The organism is Lachnotalea glycerini (genome assembly GCF_003201285.1).
Classification (GTDB): Bacteria; Bacillota; Clostridia; order Lachnospirales; family Lachnospiraceae; genus Lachnotalea; species Lachnotalea glycerini.
The window spans coordinates 442,439-466,968 of record NZ_QICS01000002.1 but is presented as its reverse complement, the minus strand read 5'-3'; the positions used below and the strand labels follow the sequence as shown (position 1 = coordinate 466,968).

Genomic DNA, 24,530 nt, shown 5'->3' with positions numbered 1-24,530 from the left:
TTTAGTTGTGTCAAGATACAAATGATTTTTTAATTTATTTATATAATTTTTATTAACTTGTTACGCGTTTTTTTGAAAGCATATGAACGTACTAATTTCCTATTTAATTCCCACATTCAATACTAATCTGGTTGAATTTTTCTAAGATGCTTTCCATCTTAATCTCTGTCTTATCTTTCCCTGCCTTATCAACAATCGCTTCACCCTGGTGCATCATGATTAAACGGTTTCCGTACTCTGCTGCATATCTTAAATTATGCGTTACCATAATTGTTGTGAGTCTTTTTTCTTTAACTATTTTATCTGTAAGCTCCATAATAATTTCAGCAGTTTTTGGGTCTAGTGCCGCAGTATGTTCATCCAGAATTAAAAACCGAATCGAAGTAAGTGTAGACATTAAAAGTGCCATTGCCTGACGCTGCCCTCCGGACAAAGACCCTACCTTAACCTCCAGCTTATCCTCTAAGCCTAAATTTAATTCTCTTAAACTTTCTCTATAAAAATCAATACGCTTTTTATTCGTTCCAAGCTTCAGATTAAAGGGTTTCCCCTTATTATCTGCCAGTGACATATTCTCAAGTATGGTCATATTAGGGCAGGTACCCATTGCTGGATTTTGATATACTCTTCCTATAATCTGCTGTCTTTTATATTCCTTTAAATTAGAAATATCTTTATCATCCAGAATAATCTGTCCTTGTTCAATCGGTATGCTGCCGCAAATAATATTCAGCATAGAGGTCTTTCCTGATCCATTACTTCCTACTACAGATACAAACTCCTCATCCCCAATTTTCATACTAAACTGATCAAAAAGGCAGGTTTCGTTCACCGTTCCGGGATTATAATATTTACTTATGCTTTTCAATTCAAGCATTTTTATTCACCTTCCTTTTCTTCTCCTGTGTCAATACCAAAATAATCAGGAACAATACAGCAGTTACAAGCTTTAAATCGTTCGCACTGAGTCCCTTTTTGATTGCCAATGCCCAACATGCCTTATATAGAATCGTACCAGCAATCACTGCGGTAGTCGGCTTTATTTTGTCAAAGCGCTCAAACACATTGATACCAATAATTACACTTGCCAAGCCAATTACTACCATTCCGGTTCCCATACTGATATCAAAATATCTTTCTTCCTGTGCATAAATGCAACCTGCCAAAGCAGCAAGACCGTTTGCAAGGCTTAAACCAATAATTTTCACAAGTCCGATGTCCTTACCCAATGTGGTTACTAGGGTTTTATTATCTCCCACTGCTCTTAATAAATATCCTGCCCGTGTTTTTAAATAAAAGTCTATTACGATTTTTAGAAGCAGAACAATCATGACCAGAACAATTAGAGTAATTGTTTTTCCACTCACTCCTCGTAAAAGTTCTCTGAATATTGATTTTGTAAAAATAGTGTCCTTAGTTGTAAAGGCTACATTTGCTTTTCCAGCTATTCTCAAATTAATAGAGTATAATGCAGTCATCATAATGATTCCTGCCAACAAATCTCTTACCTTTAATTTTACATGTATGATGCCTGTAATCATGCCTGCAATGGTTCCGCCTAAGAAAGACACAAGTAAAGTAATATATGGATTCACACCCTTTACTATCAGAATTGCCGTAATTGCCGCTCCCAGTGGAAAGGTTCCATCAACCGATAAATCAGGAAAATCCAGAATTTTATAAGTGATGTAAACTCCCAATGACATAATGGCAAATATGAATCCCTGTATCAAAATACTATTTAGCATTCTACACGCTCCTTTAAAGCTCCATCGCTTAGTTTTCTTCTATAGTTGTAAATGTCTCAACCGCTTTATCTGATAATTCTTTTGGTATTTCAATTTTCAGTGCTTCTGCAACTGCAGTATTTGCATAAAAGCTTCCTTCCTCAATTACTTCAAACGGCATCTCCGAAGCCTTTGCTTCTCCCTTTAAAATTTTAGCCGCCATAGCCCCTGTTTGCTTCCCAAGTGTAAAATAGTCCAGTCCTACCGTAGCCAGACATCCTATTTTAACCTGTTCAATTTCACTTCCGAAAACGGGAACATTATTGCTGTTTGCTTCTGCTAAAATAACTGGTAAAGCACTTACTACTGTATTATCTGTTAAATTATTAATACAATCCACTTTACCTGCCAAATCTTGTGCTGCTAACGGAATATCTGCTCCGGTTGCGATTGCACTTTCTACAATTTCAAAACCGTATTCACCAGCTAATTTTTTGTATTCCTCAACCGCTGCCACTGAATTGATTTCACTTGTTGTGTACATAATTCCAATTGTTTTTGCTTGTGGAAGCATTTTTCTTATCATATCCAACTGTTGTTTAATTGGTAATTTATCGCTAGTTCCTGTAATATTACCTGTTGATGTTTTATCTGCATTTGCAAGCTCTGCTGCAACCGGATCTGTAATGGCTGTATAAACTACCGGGATATCGGTATCCTTAGCTGCCCCATATGCACTTTGTGCCATAGGCGTTGCAATTGCACAGATCAAATCAACCTTATTTGACACATAATTATCTGCAATCTGTGCTGCCGTCCCTGTATCTGCGTTTGCATTATCAGAAAGAATGGTAAGATTCTTACCTTCTTCAATTCCGGCTTCTTTGAGCCCTTCAATAAATCCCTCACGACAATTATCTAACGATGCATGCTGCGCAAATTGTCCAATTCCAATTGTGTAAGAGGTATTATCAGTATTTTCAACTGAAGTCTCTGAATTCTTTGTTTCCTTATTACTGCTACATCCAGTTACCATTGTAAATGACAAGACTGCTGTTAAAAGCAAGGCAGCTGCTTTGTTTAACTTTTTCATAATATTCTCCTTTTTCCTCTTTTCTATTACACTCGCACACCAAAGTGATTTAAAACCATATCTAATCCACAAAGTACGCATTTTAGACACATAGTGACATCTTCCGCTTACATTCGTGCGCATTCTTCACGGAGTGCCTATTATATCATAGGAAATTCGAAGTCATTTCCCATGATATTAAAAAAACCGCCTCAAGCTATTGCTTGAGACGGATATATCCGCGGTACCACTCAAATTGACTAATGTCCTCTTTACTAACATACTAACATATGCTATGCCTTTGTAACAGGTGCATCCTCCCGTCAACGCCTACTATTATTTCAGGTTGCCCTCGAAAGCCCATTCAATTGAAAATTTCATATCGCATTCCACCACCTGCGACTCTCTGTAATGTCATTTAAAATCTACTATTCTTTCTCAACGGTTTTTAATATGATAGTTATGTTATATCATATTAAATTTTACTTTGTCAATCCTTATTTTTAAATACCTAAAAATCTCTATACTTAATTCCTTTTTTAAACAACAATCTTACCAGTTACTAAAAGATAAATAGCTATACATGCTCCAAAATTGATAACACCTGCTGTAAATAATTCCTTAAAATTAAATACCTTTTCTTCATTAATTTCTTTTCTGGCCTGATAGTAGAAGAAGATACCTAATATGTAAGCTGTAAAACAAAGCAAAAAGTATTCAAAACCACTGGCATAAATTGCCCAACCGTAGAAAATACATGTGATAAGCCCAATTACTAATTGTAATGATTCTCCTTTTTCTTTCCGATGCTGATAAGAATATTTCACTTGATACATAGCTACCATAATCCAAGATACAAATATGGCTGCAGTACATAATGAATATGCAAAGTTATATGCTTTTTCAGTAAATAGTAGTGTAAAAATAAATATCTGCGTTAATATAGTCATAAAGACTAATGAATACGTTGGTGAATTAGCCTCATTTACTTCTCCAAATTTCTTTGGAAGAAGATTTCTTTTTGCCATTAATAATGTAGTTTCTGCAGGAAGCATAGTCCACGATAACCAACAGCCAAATATTGATATAATTAATCCTAAATTAATCAATGCTGCCCCCCATGGTCCAACAACATCTGCTAATATATAGCCCAAAGAAGGTTGTCCTAATTTCACGATTTCATCTCTAGTCATTAAGCCATAAGGTAGCAGAGATGTTAAAGTATATACTACCAGCAATAAAACTAATCCGATTACAGTAGACTTTGCAGCAACAGCTTTTGTTTTAGCACGATCCGCCAGCATTGCAGCACCTTCTATACCAACAAACACCCACATAAGTACCATCATACTGTTTTGAATCTGGCCAAATACATCTGTCAGTTCAAAATTACCTGATACAGTTCCCCAAAAATCTGCAGTAAAAATTTCTGCTTTGAAAGCTATAATAGCAATCACATTAAATAAAAACAGCGGTACTAATTTACAAACCGTAACAATTACATTTAATATTGCCGCACTTTCGACTCCTTTATTGACAATGAAGCACATGAACCAAAGCACGATGCTGGCAACTATGATTGACAATATATTCTGTCCTGTTCCAAAAGCTGGAATAAAATACGCAACAGCACTCATCATCATCGTAGCAAACGCAACGTTTCCTAACCATGCAGAAAGCCAATATCCCCAGCCACTGATAAATCCACCAAATGGTCCAAACCCTGCCTCTGCATAACTAAATACACCACTCAAATCAGGTCTTTTCGCAATTAAATTTGTAAAACACAGACATAATAGAAGCGCACCGATTCCAACAACAATCCATGCTATAATTGCTGCTCCCGGACTGGAAGTTCCCGCCATATCTGTAGGTATTCCAAAAATACCACTACCGATTGAAGAACTGACAACCAAGGCAACCAGCGCACCAACCCCTAATTTTTTAGTTTCTTCTGGCATATTCTTTTCTCCTCCTACAATATATTCTTTTTTTTTAGAACCTTTTATCACTATTAATCATAATAAAAATCATTTTTTTTTGACTGACGGAAAAAAGAAATTTTTTTGTATATATAAGCCGCGTTTTGTCGAATATTAATATTTTTCTCTATACACGACATTGAATATTTATGCTTATATCTTTCATCACAAAGATAATTAAATTAATTTTATTCATTTATAAGATGTATAAAATATGTTATGTTTTTTAATTTATTTATTCATTTTTTACAATACATACGCCAATTTTTTTCCCTTTTAATATTTGTTATTATATATATCTAACAATTTTATTTTATTTTTTTGTTGACATTATACATTTTTCTAGTTATAATAGAAAAAATTTGTCCAGTCTTATTTAAATAAGACTTATATTTCATACAAGAAAGGATTGTTTGCCCTATGAAGCATCTAATTGACCCAATGGACTTAAGTGTAAAAGAGATTGATGATATCTTAAAATTATCCGAAGATATTATTGCGAATCGTGAGACTTATTCTTCTATCTGTAGAGGTAAAAAGCTTGCCACCTTGTTTTTTGAACCAAGCACCAGAACTCGTTTAAGTTTTGAAGCCGCTATGCTAGAGCTTGGAGGCAGTGTTATTGGTTTTTCTTCCGCTGATTCAAGTTCCGCCGCGAAAGGAGAGAGTGTTGCAGACACCGCAAGAACGATTGAAAAATATGCAGACATTATAGCAATGAGACATCCCAAGGAAGGTTCATCTAAAGTAGCTTCTTTACATGTAAATATTCCAGTTATCAACGCAGGCGATGGCGGACATAATCATCCAACACAAACTCTAACTGATTTATTAACCATCTATGAAATCAAACATCGACTCCATTCTCTTACCGTTGGCTTTTGCGGCGATTTAAAATTTGGACGTACTGTTCATTCTCTTATCAAAGCACTATCTCGCTATGATAATATCAAAATCATTTTAATTTCTCCTGACGAACTAAAAATTCCAAGCTATATACGTGAAGAAGTGTTACAAAAAAATAATATTCCTTTTGTGGAAACAACTGACTTAGAAAACAGTATTGCTGACTTAGATGTTTTATATATGACGCGAGTACAGAGAGAACGTTTTTTTAATGAGGCTGATTATATTCGCTTAAAGGACAGCTATATCTTAAACCTGCAAAAATTAAATCACGCAAAAGAAGATTTATCCATACTGCACCCCCTCCCAAGGGTGAACGAAATTTCCACTGAAGTAGATCATGATCCAAGGGCAAAGTATTTTGAACAAGTTGAATACGGTAAATTTGTAAGAATGGCATTAATGCTAAAACTGTTAAATTTAAAATAGGAGGATTACCATGTTAAAGGTTGATAGTATTGAAAACGGAATTGTATTAGACCATATCAAGGCTGGAAAGGCCATGGAAATTTACCACCAACTAAATTTAGATCATGTAAGCAGCAGTGTTGCTATTATTAAAAATGTAAAAAGTCAGGTTATGGGATTAAAAGATATTATTAAAATTAATGATGTGTTTGATTTAAATCTGGATTTGCTTGGATATATTGATACGAACATAACAGTTAATATCATTAAAGACAATAAAATTTTAGAAAAAAAGAAATTGGATTTACCAAATGAGATTCATAGCATAATAAAATGTAAGAATCCACGCTGTATTACATCTATTGAACAAGAATTAGAACATATTTTTACATTAGCAGACAAGGAAAAAGGAATTTATCGCTGTTATTATTGTGAGGAAAAAGCAGCAAAATAAAAATAGACCATAGAGGATTCGAAAGCGAATCCTCTCATTTATTTTATCTGATATTTTAATTACATCATATTTTTAAACTGCTTTGACATATTTCCTGCAGACTCTGCGTCCTTTGCAACAATTAATATTGTATCGTTTCCTGCAATTGTTCCTAAAATGTCACGCCATTCGAAACTATCCAAAATGACACAGACAGGATTCGCCATTCCTGATTCACATTTTATAACTACAAGATTTCCTGCATAAGACACTTCTTTTACTGCAGCCATAAAAATCGAGTAAAATTTGTGAGACATATAATACTGATCTGACTGTTTCCCTCTTCTGTAACAGTATTCTCCATTCGGTCCGACAGCCTTTACAAGATTTAGTTGCCTGATATCCCTTGATACAGTTGCTTGAGTTGTTTCATAACCTTTGTCAATCAATAAATCTCTCAGTTCCTCTTGTGTGCATACAGAATTTGTTTTAATTAATTCTAATATAATTTTTTGTCTCTCTTCTTTTATATTATCATTGTTTCTTATATATATCATAGATTATTTATCCTCTCTTATCGATTCACTTTATCCATTCAGCCATTTAAGACAAAGACTTTTCTAATATACTTCGGCACCTGTATCTACATTTTTATCTGGTACCAAAAGCGCCAGATTCCCTTCACTGTCTTCCGCAGATAAGATAACCCCTTCCGATTGCATTCCTGCCATTGTAGCGGGTTGAATATTTTCCAAAACCAGAACCTGCTTTCCTACCAATTCATCCATTTCATAATATCCTTTAATGCCGGATAAAATTTGTCTTGTTCTATTTCCTATACGTACCTTAAAGCAGAGTAATTTTTTTGATTTTTTAACTTCTTCACATTCAATAATTTTTCCAATTCTAAGATTTAATTTCATGTAATCGTTATAAGTAATAATACTGTCATTTTTAGTTTTTGTCATGGTTGTTTTCGCCTTTCTTTCTGCTTCTATTCTTGAATACGAGTATTTTTCTTAAAATCTCCAGGTGTTTTATGTCTAAGCTGTACAAAATTTCTTCGGAAAGTTTTAACAGTATTGTATCCTACCTCAATTGCAATATCTGTAATTGACATGTCTGACTCTATTAATAATTCACAAGCTTTATTGATTCTAAGAAGGTTAAGGTATTCGTAAAAATTTTTTTCCAGATGTATCACAAGTATTTTATTCAGCTCAATCAGCGATATATGAAATTGATCGGCAACTGATCTAGCAGCTATTTCTTCTGTAAAATTATCTGATATGTATTTTATAATCTGGTAATCTTGTTTATTTTCCCGTACATGAGCTGTATTAAGAACCTTTTGATATGTTTTTCTATAATTACCAATCTTATCCTCCATTTTTGAAAAAAACACTTTTGATATATGTGCTGCATCAACATATCCAAGTATCGGTGCCAGCTCTTCTAATGTAAAATCTGTGTAGAGCAGATAATTAACAGTTTTTGTAACTCTCATCTCATTAATCAGTTCATTAAATGATAATCCCGTTTTATCCATGATATATTTGCTGATAGAGGATTTACTCATATAAAATTGCTTTGAAATCCGATCCAGCGTTATTTTTTCACTTAAATGCATATAAATATATCGAAGCAAAAGACTTCTTTTATCATCTGGCCTTGCTAAAGTCGTGGGTACTTGTCTCTGCCCATCAATCTCTCTGCAAAACAAAACAATTAATTCTGATAACAATGTGCCAATATAGATTTCCCTATAATTTTGTGTTTCGGGAAATTCCATCAAAGATTCTACTCCAACCTCCTTTTTCAATTTATCAAATAAATATAGTATTTCCTCCTTTATTTCCTCTCTCACAAAAATGACCGGTGATTCTTCAAACTTTTTTAAAATTGGTTTTTCCTGAGCATCTTGATAATTTATTGCTTTTAAAATATTACTTACAATATCATAATTGTATTTTATTATTTCATATTGAAGTGTCTCTTCCACCTCAATAATTTCCGTACAGTCCCATGGCAAGATGGATAACAGACAATCAGGTTTTAGCTCATATAATTCAGTATCTACCATCATTTTTCCTTTTCCTTTTTTTATATAGAGAAAACGCGGACTTTGATGATATAAAGGGTTTGTTTTCTCATCAATTATTTCATAATCAAAGGAACATATTTTTTTAATATCTATACTAGAACAGTACTGTGTTTGAACCTCTACTACCTCTTTCGTCATAGCAACTCCTTCTTTATGCATAGTTTAATGTGTATTGGTAAATATTCATCGTTTTATGCACTCGTATGTAACGTTATCCCGTCTTGTGGTATTGTTACGTTTCACGAAGACGGGACATTTCAAATATTTTCTATTTTTAAGGGAATTATTGATTTTTGTTTCATTATAATATCTTTATAAATTACTAACTATTCTTGTTCCTGTTTCTCCTAAAGCTGCGCTTCCTGCCATTTTAAGAGAAGTTATAATTGCTTCACGCTTTGTATTTTTATCTACAAATTGTAGACAAGCTTCTACTTTCGGTAACATACTTCCAGGCGCAAATTGTCCTTCGTTAATGTAAGAATAAGCTTCTTCTTGATTGATAACCGCTAATTCTTGCTGGTTTGGCTTATTGAAATTAATGCATACTCTGTCTACCGCAGTAAGTATTAATAAGCAATCTGCATTTAGATCTTCTGCCAGTTTTGCACAAGTTTTGTCTTTATCAATAACTGCTGCAATGCCTTCTAAGCCTGCTTCTGTCTCAACAACAGGAACACCGCCGCCGCCGGTTGCAATAACGACAAAGCCGTCTTCAATCATCTTTTCTACGATATCTAGTTCAACAATTTTTTGAGGTAGAGGCGATGGCACAACTCTTCGATATCCTCTTCCCGCATCTTCCATAAAGATGAAGCCTTTTTCTGCTTCAATTTTTTCTGCTTCTTCTTTTGTATAAAAAGCGCCGATGGGCTTTGTCGGATGTGAAAACGCAGGATCATCTTTATCTACTACTACCTGAGTTACAACACTAACAACAGATTTTTTGATTCCTCTTTTTTGAAGCTCTGCTCTGACTGCCTGTTGCAAATGATATCCAATATATCCTTGAGTCATTGCATTACATTCCGGGAAAGGCATAAAAGGAGTTTTTGCTCCATGAACAGCCGCATATTCCAATGCAGTATTTAGCATACCAATCTGAGGACCATTTCCATGACCTACTATAATTTCATGACCCTGAGCAACTAAATTTACTATGGTAGTGGCAGTTTCTTTTACTAATTCCAATTGCTCCTCTGGAGTATTGCCTAATGCATTACCTCCAAGTGCAACAACCATACGTTTACCTTTCATAGTCTTCTCCTAACATAATGTCGCATAAACAACTGCTTTTATCGTATGCATTCTGTTTTCAGCCTCATCAAATACTACTGACTGAGCTGATTCAAATACCTCATTTGTAACTTCCATTTCCGGTAAGCCGAATTTTTTTGCAATATCTTGTCCTATTGTTGTATTTGTATCATGGAAAGAAGGTAAGCAATGCATGAAGATAGCATACTTGCTGGCATTATCCATAACCTTTTTATTTACCTGATATTTTCCTAACAACTTAATTCTAGTCTTCCATGCCTCGTCTGGCTCGCCCATAGATACCCATATATCAGTATATATAACATCTGCATTCTTGGTTCCTTCTTCAACATCCTCTGTTAAGCGGATGGTGCAGTCGTTTTCAGCAGCAATTTTTTTACATTCTTCTACTAATTCCTCAGCAGGGAATAATTCTTTCGGTGCACATGCTGTGAAATTAAGACCCATTTTCGCACATGCAACCATTAAAGAGTTACCCATGTTATTTCTGGCATCACCCATATAGGTGAAATTAATACCTTTTAAGTGTCCAAATTTTTCTTCAATGGTTAGAAGGTCTGCTAACATTTGTGTCGGATGAAATTGATCTGTTAATCCATTCCATACTGGAACCTTTGCATATTCTGCCAATTCAGTTACCAATTCCTGACTGTAACCTCTGTATTCAATACCATCATACATTCTGCCTAATACACGGGCAGTATCTGCAGTACTTTCTTTTTTTCCCATCTGAGAACTTCCTGGATCCAGATATGTAACGCCCATACCAAGGTCTAGACCAGCTACTTCAAAAGAGCATCTTGTTCTCGTACTGGTTTTTTCAAATAACAATACAATATTTTTTCCTTCAAGATATTTATGCGGAGTGTTTGTTCTTTTTAAAGCTTTGAAGTTAATTGCCAAATCAAGTAAATAACGAATTTCACTTGGTGTAAAATCTAATAATTTTAAAAAATTTTTTCCTCTTAAATTAACTGCCATGATTGTTTCTCCTATTCCATTTCATTCATTTTTATTAAGCAATATCTTCACGTACCAAAGGCATACTCATACAACGCGGGCCCCCTCTGCCTCTTGATAATTCGGCACTTGGTATTTCTATGACTTTTAAACCATTTTCTCTTAACAATTCATTTGTTACCGTGTTTCTTTGATATGTAATAATTACACCAGGTGCTATACATAACGTATTGGAACCATCGTTCCACTGCTCTCTTTCTGCTGCAATTCTGTCTTCACCGCCGCATTTAATCAATGTAACTTTTTCTAAGCCTAAATATTTAGCCAATAATGTTTCTAGCTCAGATTCTATCGTAGTCACCAAAATTTCTCCATCTTTCTTGCCCGGTTTTATTTCATATACAACCAATGGACCAAGAATACCCGGATGAACTGTAAATTTATCATAATCTATCTGTGTAAATACCGTATCCAAATGCATAAACGCTCTTGTATTTGGAATTTCAAAAGCTAAAATCGTTCTAATCGTTGATTTTTGATCATGGAAAACTGTTTTTGCCAGCATTTCAATTGCATCCGCTTCTGTTCGTTGTGAAATTCCTATTGCCAAAACTTTATCGTTAATATTTAAAATATCTCCGCCTTCAATATGGAACGGATTGTATCGATCAAAATACTTATCAACCTGTCCTTTATAATCAGGATGATATTTAAAAATATATTCACCATAAATTGTTTCTCTGTTTCTTGTAACAGAATACATCTTATTTAAACTCACACCACACCCTATTGTTGCAAAAGGATCTCTCGTAAAGTAAAGATTTGGCATCGGATCAATCACTAACTTTGAACTAGTGCTCATTAAATCCACTAAAGAATCATTCTTATCATAGTTTAATTCATGAAGTACAATGCCTTCCATTGTTTTTAAAACCAAGGCTTTGTTATCATCTTTGTAGCGCATCATAAAATCAAAAATTTTCTGCTGATATTTGCCTGTTGCAATGCCTGCTTCCTCAATCCATTGTCTTACAAACTGATCTCTGATTTCGTCACTTTGATTAAGAACCTCTGCAACGAGATCCTCCAGATAAACAACTTCTACATTGTTCTCCCTAAGTACTTTAGCAAATTCGTCATGCTCTTCCTGTGCTACTTGTAAAAAAGGAATATCATCAAATAATAATCTTTCCAATGTGTCCGGTGTCAAGTTCTCTAACTCTTTACCCGGTCTGTGTAGTAACACTTTTTTTAATGGTGCTATTTCGCTTTTCACATTAATACACATAATAGTTACCTCCGTTTTTAATATTTCACTTTTATTTTTATATATAAAACATTTACAGAGTTCTCTATGTTTCTGCAAATTGTTTTACTGTAAATTTAGAATACTCAAATTTTAAAACAAATGTATGAATTTAAGTTTAAATTATTTTGTATTAATTTGGATTTTATTTATGCAATTTTAAGATGTATAAGTTATTTTTTTGTCAAAAAAGACCAAATAATACATGATTTATTGTATAAAAACTATTTTAGCTTAATTTATTAATTCTAGACTTTAAAAAATTTTATATTGAAATTTCAAAATAATACACAATTAATTCTCAAATTTGTCCCATCCTTTATAAAAAAGCCCTATACTGGGCACTTTTTTTTAATATTTATTACATATTTCAACGAAACATGTGTATTTAATACAATATTTGATAATTTTCATATTTTTTTCACATTTATCTATTTTTAACGCTATGGAAAGAGAGGAGAAGATTATCCTAGAAATAAATTTAATATAATCGACAAAAGTTGACTTTTGTTTACAGTATTCATAGTTCTATATGATTTATTGTTTTCTCACCTTTTATAAAACAGGGCATCCTAGAGAAAAAAAGATTCAATAAAAGTGCACTATAACAAACTCACTTTTATTAAATCTTCTGTTATTGATAGCCAAGTCTAATCATGGACGTTTAATCAAGATGAAACACTGTTTTTAAGTCTATTGCAACTGGACTGTTGTCAGGGTTAGTCTCCATAATATCTGCCATATAATCCCACCATTTTCTATTAATAGCAGTATCGGCACCTTGACTCCAGAGCTCTTCATCTTCTATTTCAATATAACCAAACAAATTCAATGTCTCTTTGTCTAAAAAAATTGTATAGTTTTTTCCACCATATTCATGTATCATATCGATCATCTCTGGCCATAACTGATTATGACGATATTCATATTCTTTTTCCTGACCTTCATACAATTTCATTTTAAAGCCTCTAATCATTTTTATTCCTCCCCTAATTAGGAAATTTTGCATTATTATTCTTTCTTTAGTATAGATCAAACTATTGTTACGCGCAACAATATAAAACAATAAATTATAATATTTGATAAAAATGTGAAAGATTCTAGTAGCATAGCTACCGCAACCTTTCACATTTTTATTATTTATTTAATAAATTTCTTTCCATTCTTCAATGTTACTTGAGTCGAATTTAAATGGAGGTCCAAGGATAATTTCTGTTCCGCCGTCCGCTGCTTGAACAATCTCATAGTCACCCATATCTCCCGCTGTAAATGTCTCACCTGCTGCGCCGGTAATTTCACCTTTTACTAAAGCAATAGACGTATATGCTGATAATCTTCCAATATCAATTGGATTCCATAAATACATATACGGACAAGAATGTGTATCATCATCACCAATGTAGTCTGCCATTTCTGAAGGAAGTCCAAGACCTGTTAATTTAATCTTATCTGCAACGCCCTGATCTTGAAGTACTTTAGCCGCTGCCATAATTCCCACTGTAGTAGGTGCACAGATACATTTCAAATTTGGATAATTGGATAACAATGCTTGTGTCTGGTCAACGGATTTCTGATATTCATCATCACCATATACAATATCTACTAATTCCAAACCTGCATATTGGGTATCCTCCATAACTGATTGCATGGCTTCTATCCATGCATTCTGGTTGGTTGCCTGACTCGTAGCAGAAAGGATTGCAAACTGACCTTCTCCACCGGTAATATCTGCGACTGCTTCTACTAAAGTCTGACCAATGATCTGTGTACCTGCCTGATTTACATGAACAACGCGACTCTCAGCATTTGTTGATGAATCAAAGGATGAAACTACAATACCCGCATTCTTAGCAGCCGTCAATGCTGGCTGTAATGCATCCTTATCATTTGCCGCAATTGCTATTGAATCTACTTGTTGTGCAACTAATTCATTAATCATAGTAATCTGTGCTTCGGCAGAAGCAGATTCAGGTTCTTTTGTTATACAGGTTCCGCCCTGTGCTTCTATTACTTCCTTAAAACCAGAAATTTCTTTTGAACTGTATGGATTTCCTGCACTTTTTACAATAACTGCATAAGTTCCAATATCCCCTGAAGCTGAGGTATCTGTTTTTGTATCTGCTTCAGTTACCTCTCCTTTTGTTTCAGTCGTTTGTGCTGTATCAGTTGTTGAAGCTTTTGTAGTATCTGTTGAGCTTGTTGAACTGCCACAGCCCGCTAACATAGCTGAAACCATAGTTGCGCAAAGTAATACGCTAAGTAATTTTTTCTTCATTCTTTTTTCCTCCCTTAGAATTTGGTGTGAACCATTTTGAATGGATTTATACAAACAGCTAAGCTGTTAGTAACTGAATATCATATTTTCTTGTTCTATAACTTTTTTTTAATCAATATTAAGCTGTTTTCTTTTTAACTAATCCCTTTATATTCAAATTCGGAAGCATGACAGCACCGATTAACAATCCACCGATGATTACCAGCATTACCTGTGATGACACATTAATCAGCCCCAAACCATATCTTAAGAATCCAATGATAAAAATTGCTATAATAGCTCCTACAAAGTTTCCTTTTCCACCTGCCGTAGAAATTCCGCCAAGTACTACCATTGAGATTGCATCCAGCTCATATCCTGATGCAATGTTTGGTCTTGCACTTCCCATACAAGATGCTAAAAAAATAGCAGTTACCGCTGAAAATGTTCCTGTAATGGTAAATACAATACATCTAATTTTTTGTACTTGAATTCCCGCATATTCTGCAGCTATACGATTGCTTCCAATCGCATATAATCTCCTGCCAAATGTTGTTTTATGAAGGATAAATCCAAATATAATAGCACAAAGGATAAATATGATAAATATATATGGAACTGCCCCTAATTTCCCCCAATATAACTGACTAAACCATGCTACATTAGTGAGTCCCTGTGATGCCTGGTCTTTTAGAATAATTGTCGCAATACCTCGAAATAAAATCTGTGTGCCTAGCGTAACAATCATAGGTGCAAGCTCAGTAAACTTTGTTAGGATAAAACCATTGATGAAACCGCATAAGGTTCCAACCAAAAGTGCAATGATAACACATATTCCCATAGGCAATCCCAGTTTATTATAAGATTCTGCCATAATTACTGCTGAAAGCGCTACAGTTGAACCAACCGAAATATCAATATCTCCAAGTACAAGAATATAGGCCATTGGTAAAGCAATAAATGCTTTTTCCAGAAACGACAAGGTTGCATTAAACAAGCCAGACAGACTCATATATATTGGCAATCTTGTTCCTTTATCAATTGGTGATACACAAATATTTAAAATATTGACTCCGATAAATATGAGTACTAAAAACCATTCCCATTTGAGGAAAAACTTCTTCCATGAAAATTCCAGCTCTGCAATAATAACTCTTTTTTGTTTTGTCATGATTAGATTTCCCTCCTTTTAAGATTGTTTTTATCAATTGACCTTTGCATCACCACATTCAATATAACAGCTACAATAATAATCAATCCTTTTATTGCATCTAACCAAAATTGAGATACTCCAATTAATGGCAAACCATTTCCTAATACTGCGATGGTTAGTGCTCCAAGTAACACACCAATTACATTTCCTCTTCCTCCATTTAAGCTGACACCACCAATTACACAAGCAGCAATAATGTCCATTTCAATCCCTGTAGCCATATCGCCTTGAGCCGATGCATAAATTGACACCCATAATGCGCCGGAAAGTCCACAAAGCATTCCCATAATTATATATACCATAATTCTAATTTTATCAATATTGATACCACTTACTTGCGCTGCCTCTGAATTTGATCCAACTGCATATATTTTTCTGCCTGTTCTTGTGTATTTTAAAAAATAGAAAAAAACAATGTAACACACTCCAGCAACAAAGATCATATTATTCATCAGTCCAAAGGTTAAATATTTTCCTATTGCAAAGCCCTTAAAACTATCTGTAATCTGGTATGCAGCTACCCATTGATTTTTGGCCAGCAAATAGGTAGAACCTCGAAAGATATTCATAAAACCCAGTGTCGCAATAATTGAAATAACTCTTCCTTTTGCAATCACCAAGCCAATTACAAATCCACAGAAAGCTCCGACTGCCAAAGCTATCATGAATACCACAATAGTAGGCATACTCTGATGTTCTCTCAATACTAATGCTGCCGACATACCGGAGATTGCAATTGTCGAACCAATGGAAATATCAATTTCTCCTATAATCAATACACACATCATCCCGAGTGCCAATATCATATAAATTGCATAATTTACAAACATGTTGTTTAAATTTTTTGGAGTTATAAAAGTACCATTGCAAAATGAAATAAATGCACATAGCACTAGTAAAACCGTTGCCAGACTCACTTCACGAGAGTTAGCTAATTTCTTAATATCGAAGTTATTTTTCTGCATCTCTTCTCTTTCACCTCACTCTGTTGCTTGTGCCACCTTTTGCGTTTTCGCCATTGCTTTTTCAAGAATTCCTTCTTGTGTTGCTTCCTCTCGTTTTAATTCACCTGTTACTCTGCCATCACACATGACAACAATCCGATCACTCATACCGAGTATTTCCGGCATTTCAGAAGAAATCATAATAATTGCATAGCCTTGCTTTGCAAGCTCTCCCATAATATCATAAATTGCAGCCTTAGCACCTACATCAACTCCTTTGGTTGGCTCATCCAAAATAATTACCTTTAAGTCAGATGCCAATAACTTTGCAACAACAATTTTTTGTTGATTTCCACCTGATAAGGAACTTGCTTTGTCAAACAAGGTAACTGCTTTCGTATCAACTCTTTCTGCTAATTCCTTTGCTTTGGCTCTTTCTTTCTTTTCATTTGTCAAGGAGTATTTACCCAATTCCTTAATAATTGGCAGTGTAATATTTCTTCCGATTCCCCATTCCAAAATTAACCCTTGCAGTTGTCTATCCTCTGGCAATAATCCGATCCCCAACTTCATTGCATCCAAGGGCTTTTTTATATTGACCTGCTTGCCATTCATATAAATTACCCCTGAGTCATAAGCTTCAATTCCAAATATACACTGGACAACCTCTGTTCTTCCTGCACCAACAAGACCAGTCAGTCCAAGAATTTCTCCTTTTCTAACAGCAAATGAAACGTCTTTAAAATAACCGGTGCGGCTTAATTTCTCCACCTTAAGAATCTCTTCGCCAATCTTAACTACTGGTTTTGGAAATAGGTCATTAATTTCTCTTCCTACCATTGCAGTAATCAGATCATCATTTGTAATATTGTTCACATCATAGGTTCCTATATATTTTGAATCTCTAAATACCGTAACTTTCGTTGCTAATCGATACATGTCTTCAAACCTATGTGATATAAATATGATGGAAGCTCCATCATCTCTAAGTTTTTCAGCAATCTTATATAATTCTTCTGATTCTCTTTTCGTAAGTGATGCAGTTGGCTCATCCATAATAATAATTCTGGCTTTCATAGATAAAGCCTTTGCAATTTCAACCATTTGCTGCTGGGCAACGCTAAGAGTTCCCATTTCATCAGTAGCTTTGAAATCAGCATTTAGCCGCATTAACAGCTTATCTGCTTCCTTGTTCATTTCCTTCCACTGTATTCTGCCCTTTTGTACTTTTTCATGACCCATAAAAATATTCTCTGTCACCGATAGCTGTGGGTAGGATGTCACGTGTTGGTATATCGCAGCAATCCCTGCTGCCTGTGCATCCTTTGGACCTTTGAAATATACCTGCTTGCCGTCAAAATACATTTCACCCTCTTCTGCTTTATGTACACCTGTAATAACTTTGATGAATGTAGATTTACCAGCTCCGTTTTCACCCATCAAAGCATGTATCTCACCCGGTTTTAATTGAAAATGCACATGATCTAGTGCTTTTACACCTGGAAATATCTTTGTAATTCCTTTTAGCTCTAGAACATACTCAGACATTCTGATTCCTCCTTCACAAGCTATAATTTATTTCATCTTTTTCTTATCATATCATACATAATTTTTACTTTTTATCGTAATATTTTTTAAAACAGGGTAATTTCTTTGGTTACTTTTTCTTTTCCTTGTATTTTTTTTAGGATTTGGTACAATAAGTAAAACAACGCACTAAAGGAGATACTGGTATGAATCTTTTAATCATAGATGATGAAGAACTTACAAGAAATGGTTTGATTCATAGTATTGATTGGAAAAATTTAGGTATTGATTCTATTTACCAAGCAGATGATGGGTATCATGGCCTAGAGCTGGCTAAGAAAATTTCACCTGAAATCATTCTTAGTGATGTTCGTATGCCTCGTATGGATGGTGTTGAGATGGCAAAAAAAATCCGTGAATTCATGCCTGAATGCTCAATTATTTTTATGAGTGGTTATTCTGATAAGGCCTATTTAAAGGCTGCAATTAAATTAAAGGCCATCAGTTATGTTGAAAAACCTATCGATCCTCATGAAATCGAAGAATCTGTAAGAGAGGCGATTGCTAACCATAAATCACTTCTCCTTAGTAAGCACTCTATTAATTATAATCGTTATGAAACCATGTCAAAGCTAGCATTAAAAATGATTTATTCAAGTCATGATAGTATATTATATGAATCTAAAGCTTTCGAGCAATTAGGAATATCATTAAGAAACATAACCTCTTACACGACACTAATCATCAAACTGATAGAGGACAATGTTACGTTTTTAGAACCATCAATCAATCACTTGATTTCAAACTTAGATACCGCCTTTAAATCCAATCATACCGACTATATATTTGGAATAAAACAAGAGGAATATATAATTGTTCATTTATTTTTCTCCGAAAGACCTGTTCATAATACCCTTATTAAATTGGCTGAACGTTTTTCATCGTTAATAAAGGATAACTATGTACACTTTATTAGCATCGGTAAAACGATTAATTCAATTGATAAAATATATGAATCCTATAATACCGCTATTATTCTCATGCATAGTTCATTTTTTTATGCCAATAATGCTATTCTTTATAATGAACCAGAGAGTATAATCAGTACCAGCAGCATACCTTCTGACATAATTTCTGATTTTTCAGAAGCTCTGTTACAACGAAATCACACGAAAGTGCAACAGCTTCTAAAATATTTAAAAGGTAGTTTAATCCATAATAGAACTCTATTAGTTAATCAAGTAAAGGATTTTTACTATAAATTGTTCTTGGAACTAAATGCTCAAGCAAATAGTTTTCACATCTCTATCTCTGCTGACAGCACAGAAACAATACTGGATTATATATCAAAAAGTTCTACTTATCTTGAACTTCATTCTATTCTGGAGGACAAAATAAGTAATTACTTTAAATCCCTCGAAAACGACAATCGTGATAACTCCACTGTCTTTTTAATCAAGGAGTATATTAGCCAAAACTATCAAAATGAAAATCTTTCGATTAAAGATATCAGTGAGTATGTCTTTTTATCCTCATCCTATGTCTGTACTATATTTAAAACCGAGACAGGTAAAACTCTCAATCAATACTTAACAGAATATCGTATTGAAAGAGCTAAGAAACTGCTAATGGACTCTAGATATAAAATTACTGACATTTCTGCTAAAGTTGGTTACAACGATGGCAATTATTTCGGTAAAACCTTTAAAAAACTGATTGGACATTCCCCGACTGAATTTCGGGAACAATATTTTGCCGGCAAGCTTTAACACGCTTAATATACTTGCTATAAAAGGAGAACATTACTAATGATTCAATTTGTTAAAAAAATAGTTTTATATTATACACAGGATATGAAGCTCCAATCAAAATTTATCCTTTCTCATTTGATACTAGTTATCGCTCCTACGATCCTGATCGTTTCAATTTTACTTACTCAGCTTTCTGATATTCTACTGTCTAATACGGTATTATCAGAACAAAATCTTTCAAAGCAAACGGCTGATTATATTGAAAATTGTATTGCTCAGGTAAACAATGCATCCACATCCATTATAGAGAATGCCTACTTTTCTGAAATTCTTAACAGTGCATCCTATGATATACCATTTGAAAGCTCAGATGATTTTGTAAAAGACACTACCTCTTTTTTGAGCTCTATACACTCCTCTGTTGATGGATTTGTCATTACTGGTATTAAAATATATTTAACTGAAAGCTTTCAATCTCTTTATGACAATCCCATTTATTCATCTTATCAGGTTTTTGAGCCTCTAGCAAAAGTACAAGGATCATATTGGCATGGTATCTTTTCAAGTACCTCAAAAAAATATCTGGTATGTCCAAGTCTTTACTTAACCCCAAGTGAATGTGAAAATCTGGGAGAACTCGCTATTATCCGTAAAATGAATTATGTAAATGACATGGAAACACCTGCCGCATATGTTGTGGTATACTTTTCCAAAAGTAATATTGATTTTATTCTCGGAAAAGATCTATCCATCAGTGACAGTTCAACCTATTTGATTAATGAAAGAAACTCCATTGTTTCAACATCAAATTCATCTTTGTCCGGAAAATATATTTTAGATTACAAAACCGTTCAAAGCAAATTGACCCAAAACCACAGATTTATTACAATGACCTTAGGCGGGGAAAAGGTATATGCTGGTTGTAAGGAGATTCCTAATACCGATTGGTATATGGTATCAGTCATACCAACTAATAACGCCATTATTCAAATAAGAGACATTGTATTTCAACTCATAGGCACTTACATGATTTTTCTTGCATTCGCGTGCTTCATTGCACTATTATTATCCAATTCCATTGTTAAACGAATTAAATCAATTATCAATCAGATGAAATTGGTTCGAAAAAGTACTCCAAAACGTCTGTTACTAAAACCTGGTCATGATGAGATTGGAGATTTAATAGATACTTATAATTACATGACAGATGAGATTAATAACCTGTTAAAGCAACAGGTAAAAGCCTCTACTGATTTGAGACTTTCTGAATTTAAAGCTCTACAGGCTCAAATTAATCCCCACTTTCTTTATAACACACTGGATATGATAAACTGGCTTTCTAAAATGGGAAAAATAGATGAGGTTTGTGCTGCAGTACAAGCACTGTCTAAATTTTATAAATTAACACTGAATAGGGGAAATATAACCGTATCGGTCAAAGAGGAGTTAGAGCATGTATCACTCTATGTTCAACTGCAAAATATGCGTTATCAGGATAAAATACATTTTATAATCGATGTTCCTGACGAACTTTTGGATTATGAAATACCTAAACTCGTTTTCCAGCCTATTGTAGAAAACAGTATTCAGCATGGGATTTTTGCCAAAGAATCAAAAGAAGGTAACATCGTCATTATGGGATGGCTTGAGAATGATATTATGGTTTTTGTAATATCTGACGACGGTGTTGGGATACCAGAAGAAAAACTAAAATCCGTTCTGACCGGTACTCTTGAAAGTACTTGTGGCAGTAACATTGGTATTTCAAATACACACAAACGTCTTCAACTTTTTTATGATATAGAATATGGCCTAATCTATCGCAGTACCCCTTGTGTTGAAACTGAGGTAGAAATTCGAATTCCAGCAAAAAAATTTATCAAATAAAAAGTATCTGTGACTTCTCAATAACTGAGGGATTAGTAATAAATATAAATATCCACAGATACTTTGTTCTTTCCTAGGAAAGACCTTGTTGTTAACATATAAAAGTTTTGATTCCAATGAAACAAAAACATAACTTCATGGTATTTTTATAGAAATATGGGTTTCCTTGATAATATTAAAAAAATATATTAATGATTCCAAGTATAAATCCTATTACAGCACCTAAATTCACAACCGCTCCAAGTTCCTTTTTCATTACTGAAAGGATTAATTCTTCTAATTCCATAACATCCATCTCTTCTATTTTATTCTCAATAATGGAAGCAATGTCAATTTTAGCAATTACTTTTCCAAGCTCATTTTCTACAAAGCTTTCATAGCTTTTCATAAAAATTTCCACTACATCTACTGTTTCCAGCATTTTTAAAGCATCTTTTATCTGTAGTTTGGAGAACTTGTCACCTTCCTCACTGACCTTGCTATAAACGATAACTTGTCCATTTTCATTGATATAATCATTAATCGCCTCGATAACCGGTCCAGTCATCGATTCAATTAAGGAATCATTCACCATCATACCCAAGAAAGAGCCGCTTAATTTCTGTTTAATTCCCTTAACGCACTCTCTAGCAATGATTTCTCCAATATCCATTTCATTTAGCTTTTCCACAATTTTATCGGTGATTAAATTCTCTGCATTTTCAAGTGTAGTATTATATTCTCCTTCATTTACATACTGCAAAGCCTTTTCCTTAATTGTTGTTTCATTCTTTCTCTGCTTCTCCCAAAAGGCCTTTACATCCGTTTGAACCTTTTCCTTCATCCCATCGGTTAGAAGTGCGGCCTTTAATGCCTCGTCCGTCAGTAATGTTCCACCGACTGCACCACCAATTGCTTTGGCTAATCTTTTCTTTCCTTTTGGAATGATCCCGGGTGTAAATGGCAAGGTATAATTTCCAATTTTAACCGGCTTTAACGGTCTAAAAAGCATTTTGACTGCAATATAATTGGTAAAATATCCAATGACACTGCCAATGATTGGTCCTGCTAATACATTTATGTTCATAATTTCCTCCTATCGTACAACTGCATTACTTTCTTGTTCATCTATTATATAGCAGGTCATTACTTTTTTCAAGCTTGTGCTTTTGTATTATATACCAATCCTATCAATACTAAGATACCGCCAATTAATTTTCCTTTGGAAAATCCTCCATAAAGGAAATAGTCAATGATTACTCCTGAAAATAACTGACTCACAAAAATAATGATGGTTAATGAAAGTGCAGATATTTTTGGAGTAATAATATTGGATATACTAATTGTCGCAACGCCTATCGCACCTCCAAAAAACATAGCATAATATCTGATTCCTGTCACCTCTGGCGTAAATAGAAGTTTTTCTCTAAATATTGCAATTGCGATTAATGACCCGGCAAATCCTATTACATAGTTAAAAAACGTGCTCTGGTAAACAGACAACTCTTTTCCAAGCTTAGCATTTGTCATTCTGCTAACGACGATTGTTACTCCTGATAAAATTGCTAAAATAATATACATAATAATCTCCTTTTCTAATATAGAAACATTACAACAATTCCGCACAAAATAAATCCGATTCCAATGAACTGCTTTTTTTGAAGCAACTTTTTTGGTGTTTCTAAAAAACCATAATGCTCAATTATAATTGAAATTATACTTTGTCCAAATAAGGCTAATGCAAGTGTTTTGGATACTCCCAAATTGGAAACTGTAATGTTTTGAAATATAGTAGTAAGTATGCCTATCGCACCTCCGGCATACCAGTAAATAGGAATATTATTATGAAATTTCATACTTAATTTCTTACGGCTCACAATTATAACGATTACAATTAATCCAATGAAATGAATCAAGGCAACTGCATAATATACTCCCATTGAAATTGCCAAGTCACTATTCATTACAATCATAACCGATAGTAACACTCCACTTAATATTGATAAAAATACTGCCATTTTCGTCTCCTCCATACTTTCTAAGAATTATTATAAAACTTTTTCTTGCATCGAAGTATGACATATGTCACTATATAAGTAAAACAAGAAAGGAAATTTATAATGGAATTAATAACCGATCAGACATTGTTGCATCAAACAATAAAAGAAAATCCAATTGAAGAAGTATTAACTAATTATTGGGAATATCCTTTGGAGCTAACACTTTATAAGAAAGGCGAACATATTTTTAAATATGGTGATCCTCTTACCTGTATCTGTTTTTTTATCTCAGGAAGAGCAAAAGTTTATTCCTTATTATCAAACGGCAAACATTATTTGCATACTTTTTATAAGTGCTTTGAAATCATAGGAGATGTTGAATTTGTGAATCATTCTCATATCAAGACAAACGTGCAAGCCTTAAGCGATGTTTACTGCCTTCTTCTTCCTCTTTGCAAGTGCCATGATATGCTTTATGATGATCGTAAATTCTTGCGTGCCGCCTGTAGCCATCTTTCACATAAATTGGATATTACAGGGCAGTTTAACTCCCATAATCTTTTGTATCCTCTGGAGGAGCGTTTGGCATCTTACATTATGAATACCTCTGATAATTTAATTTTTTCAGAAAACCTGACTGCTCTTTCCGAACTTCTTGGAACTAGCTATCGACATCTGCTGAGAACACTGAGAAATTTCTGCGACAATGGATATTTGCTTAAGGAAAAGGGTTACTATAAAATAATAGCACCTAACCAGCTAAGGGCATTAGGTGCTGCTATAAATACAACATATTAAA

23 protein-coding genes and 1 other annotated feature are annotated in these 24,530 nt (G+C 33.9%); of the genes, 5 read left to right on the top strand and 18 right to left on the bottom strand.

What is annotated here, in order from left to right; all coding sequences use genetic code 11:
- Nucleotides 1-103: 103 nt before the first annotated feature.
- The 4 genes from C8E03_RS06545 to arcD form a co-directional block, all read right to left on the bottom strand.
- Nucleotides 104-877: an ABC transporter ATP-binding protein gene (locus C8E03_RS06545; protein WP_110290577.1), complete on the bottom strand. Its 774-nt coding sequence runs from the start codon at nt 875-877 to the stop codon at nt 104-106.
- Entirely contained in the window at nt 870-1,748 is an 879-nt protein-coding gene (locus C8E03_RS06540) for an ABC transporter permease (RefSeq protein ID WP_094379426.1), read from the bottom strand. The genes C8E03_RS06545 and C8E03_RS06540 overlap by 8 nt, the downstream gene beginning before the upstream one ends.
- A gap of 28 nt (nt 1,749-1,776) precedes the next feature.
- Entirely contained in the window at nt 1,777-2,820 is a 1,044-nt protein-coding gene (locus C8E03_RS06535) for an ABC transporter substrate-binding protein (RefSeq protein ID WP_094379428.1), read from the bottom strand.
- 201 nt (nt 2,821-3,021) lie between these two features.
- Nucleotides 3,022-3,250: a binding site (T-box leader), on the bottom strand.
- 88 nt (nt 3,251-3,338) lie between these two features.
- On the bottom strand, nt 3,339-4,760 hold the full coding sequence (arcD, locus tag C8E03_RS06530; protein ID WP_110290576.1) for an arginine-ornithine antiporter: 1,422 nt from the start codon (nt 4,758-4,760) through the stop codon (nt 3,339-3,341).
- A gap of 441 nt (nt 4,761-5,201) precedes the next feature.
- Between arcD and pyrB the strand changes: the two genes are divergently transcribed.
- Both pyrB and C8E03_RS06520 read left to right on the top strand, forming a co-directional pair.
- On the top strand, nt 5,202-6,116 hold the full coding sequence (gene pyrB, locus C8E03_RS06525; protein WP_094379432.1) for an aspartate carbamoyltransferase: 915 nt from the start codon (nt 5,202-5,204) through the stop codon (nt 6,114-6,116).
- A gap of 10 nt (nt 6,117-6,126) precedes the next feature.
- On the top strand, nt 6,127-6,549 hold the full coding sequence (locus tag C8E03_RS06520) for an aspartate carbamoyltransferase regulatory subunit (protein ID WP_094379434.1): 423 nt from the start codon (nt 6,127-6,129) through the stop codon (nt 6,547-6,549).
- 59 nt (nt 6,550-6,608) lie between these two features.
- Here the strand turns inward: C8E03_RS06520 and argR are convergent, their stop codons facing one another.
- From argR to C8E03_RS06465, 11 genes are all read right to left on the bottom strand, one after another.
- Complete coding sequence (gene argR / locus C8E03_RS06515; RefSeq protein ID WP_094379436.1) at nt 6,609-7,085, bottom strand: arginine repressor; 477 nt, start codon at nt 7,083-7,085, stop codon at nt 6,609-6,611.
- 63 nt (nt 7,086-7,148) lie between these two features.
- Nucleotides 7,149-7,526, bottom strand: coding sequence for a methionine--tRNA ligase subunit beta (gene metG / locus C8E03_RS06510; RefSeq protein WP_278321172.1), 378 nt, complete (start codon nt 7,524-7,526; stop codon nt 7,149-7,151).
- Entirely contained in the window at nt 7,523-8,770 is a 1,248-nt protein-coding gene (locus tag C8E03_RS06505) for a helix-turn-helix domain-containing protein (RefSeq protein ID WP_170122917.1), read from the bottom strand. The genes metG and C8E03_RS06505 overlap by 4 nt, the downstream gene beginning before the upstream one ends.
- 174 nt (nt 8,771-8,944) lie before the next feature.
- Nucleotides 8,945-9,889 (bottom strand): carbamate kinase, encoded by a 945-nt coding sequence (gene arcC, locus C8E03_RS06500; RefSeq protein WP_094379442.1) that lies wholly within the window; start codon nt 9,887-9,889, stop codon nt 8,945-8,947.
- A gap of 9 nt (nt 9,890-9,898) precedes the next feature.
- Complete coding sequence (argF, locus tag C8E03_RS06495) at nt 9,899-10,891, bottom strand: ornithine carbamoyltransferase (protein WP_110290575.1); 993 nt, start codon at nt 10,889-10,891, stop codon at nt 9,899-9,901.
- A gap of 34 nt (nt 10,892-10,925) precedes the next feature.
- Complete coding sequence (gene arcA, locus C8E03_RS06490; RefSeq protein WP_201798198.1) at nt 10,926-12,158, bottom strand: arginine deiminase; 1,233 nt, start codon at nt 12,156-12,158, stop codon at nt 10,926-10,928.
- A 682-nt stretch (nt 12,159-12,840) separates the two neighbouring features.
- On the bottom strand, nt 12,841-13,152 hold the full coding sequence (gene rhaM / locus C8E03_RS06485) for an L-rhamnose mutarotase (RefSeq protein ID WP_094379446.1): 312 nt from the start codon (nt 13,150-13,152) through the stop codon (nt 12,841-12,843).
- A 168-nt stretch (nt 13,153-13,320) separates the two neighbouring features.
- Nucleotides 13,321-14,451 (bottom strand): rhamnose ABC transporter substrate-binding protein, encoded by a 1,131-nt coding sequence (locus C8E03_RS06480; RefSeq protein ID WP_094379448.1) that lies wholly within the window; start codon nt 14,449-14,451, stop codon nt 13,321-13,323.
- A 118-nt stretch (nt 14,452-14,569) separates the two neighbouring features.
- Nucleotides 14,570-15,601 (bottom strand): ABC transporter permease, encoded by a 1,032-nt coding sequence (locus C8E03_RS06475; RefSeq protein ID WP_094379450.1) that lies wholly within the window; start codon nt 15,599-15,601, stop codon nt 14,570-14,572.
- Nucleotides 15,602-15,603: 2 nt separating this feature from the next.
- Nucleotides 15,604-16,608 (bottom strand): ABC transporter permease, encoded by a 1,005-nt coding sequence (locus tag C8E03_RS06470; RefSeq protein WP_094379452.1) that lies wholly within the window; start codon nt 16,606-16,608, stop codon nt 15,604-15,606.
- Between the two features lie 15 nt (nt 16,609-16,623).
- Nucleotides 16,624-18,135 (bottom strand): sugar ABC transporter ATP-binding protein, encoded by a 1,512-nt coding sequence (locus C8E03_RS06465; RefSeq protein WP_094379453.1) that lies wholly within the window; start codon nt 18,133-18,135, stop codon nt 16,624-16,626.
- 185 nt (nt 18,136-18,320) lie between these two features.
- On the opposite strand from C8E03_RS06465, the gene C8E03_RS06460 reads away from it, so the two are divergent.
- Both C8E03_RS06460 and C8E03_RS06455 read left to right on the top strand, forming a co-directional pair.
- The gene (locus tag C8E03_RS06460; RefSeq protein ID WP_094379455.1) at nt 18,321-19,883 is read left to right on the top strand and encodes a response regulator transcription factor; all 1,563 of its coding nucleotides are present in this window, start codon (nt 18,321-18,323) and stop codon (nt 19,881-19,883) included.
- Between the two features lie 39 nt (nt 19,884-19,922).
- On the top strand, nt 19,923-21,752 hold the full coding sequence (locus C8E03_RS06455; RefSeq protein ID WP_110290574.1) for a cache domain-containing sensor histidine kinase: 1,830 nt from the start codon (nt 19,923-19,925) through the stop codon (nt 21,750-21,752).
- Between the two features lie 175 nt (nt 21,753-21,927).
- Here C8E03_RS06455 and C8E03_RS06450 read toward each other — a convergent pair whose 3' ends face one another.
- The 3 genes from C8E03_RS06450 to C8E03_RS06440 all read right to left on the bottom strand — a co-directional run bounded on the left by C8E03_RS06450 (nt 21,928) and on the right by C8E03_RS06440 (nt 23,749).
- Nucleotides 21,928-22,818 (bottom strand): DUF445 domain-containing protein, encoded by an 891-nt coding sequence (locus C8E03_RS06450; protein WP_110290573.1) that lies wholly within the window; start codon nt 22,816-22,818, stop codon nt 21,928-21,930.
- Nucleotides 22,819-22,886: 68 nt separating this feature from the next.
- Nucleotides 22,887-23,312, bottom strand: coding sequence for a DMT family transporter (locus C8E03_RS06445; RefSeq protein WP_201798197.1), 426 nt, complete (start codon nt 23,310-23,312; stop codon nt 22,887-22,889).
- Nucleotides 23,313-23,326: 14 nt separating this feature from the next.
- Nucleotides 23,327-23,749: a DMT family transporter gene (locus C8E03_RS06440; protein ID WP_170122916.1), complete on the bottom strand. Its 423-nt coding sequence runs from the start codon at nt 23,747-23,749 to the stop codon at nt 23,327-23,329.
- Nucleotides 23,750-23,851: 102 nt separating this feature from the next.
- On the opposite strand from C8E03_RS06440, the gene C8E03_RS06435 reads away from it, so the two are divergent.
- Nucleotides 23,852-24,529, top strand: a complete 678-nt coding sequence (locus C8E03_RS06435) for a cyclic nucleotide-binding domain-containing protein (protein WP_110290572.1) — start codon at nt 23,852-23,854, stop codon at nt 24,527-24,529.
- The last annotated feature ends 1 nt before the right edge of the window (nt 24,530 follow it).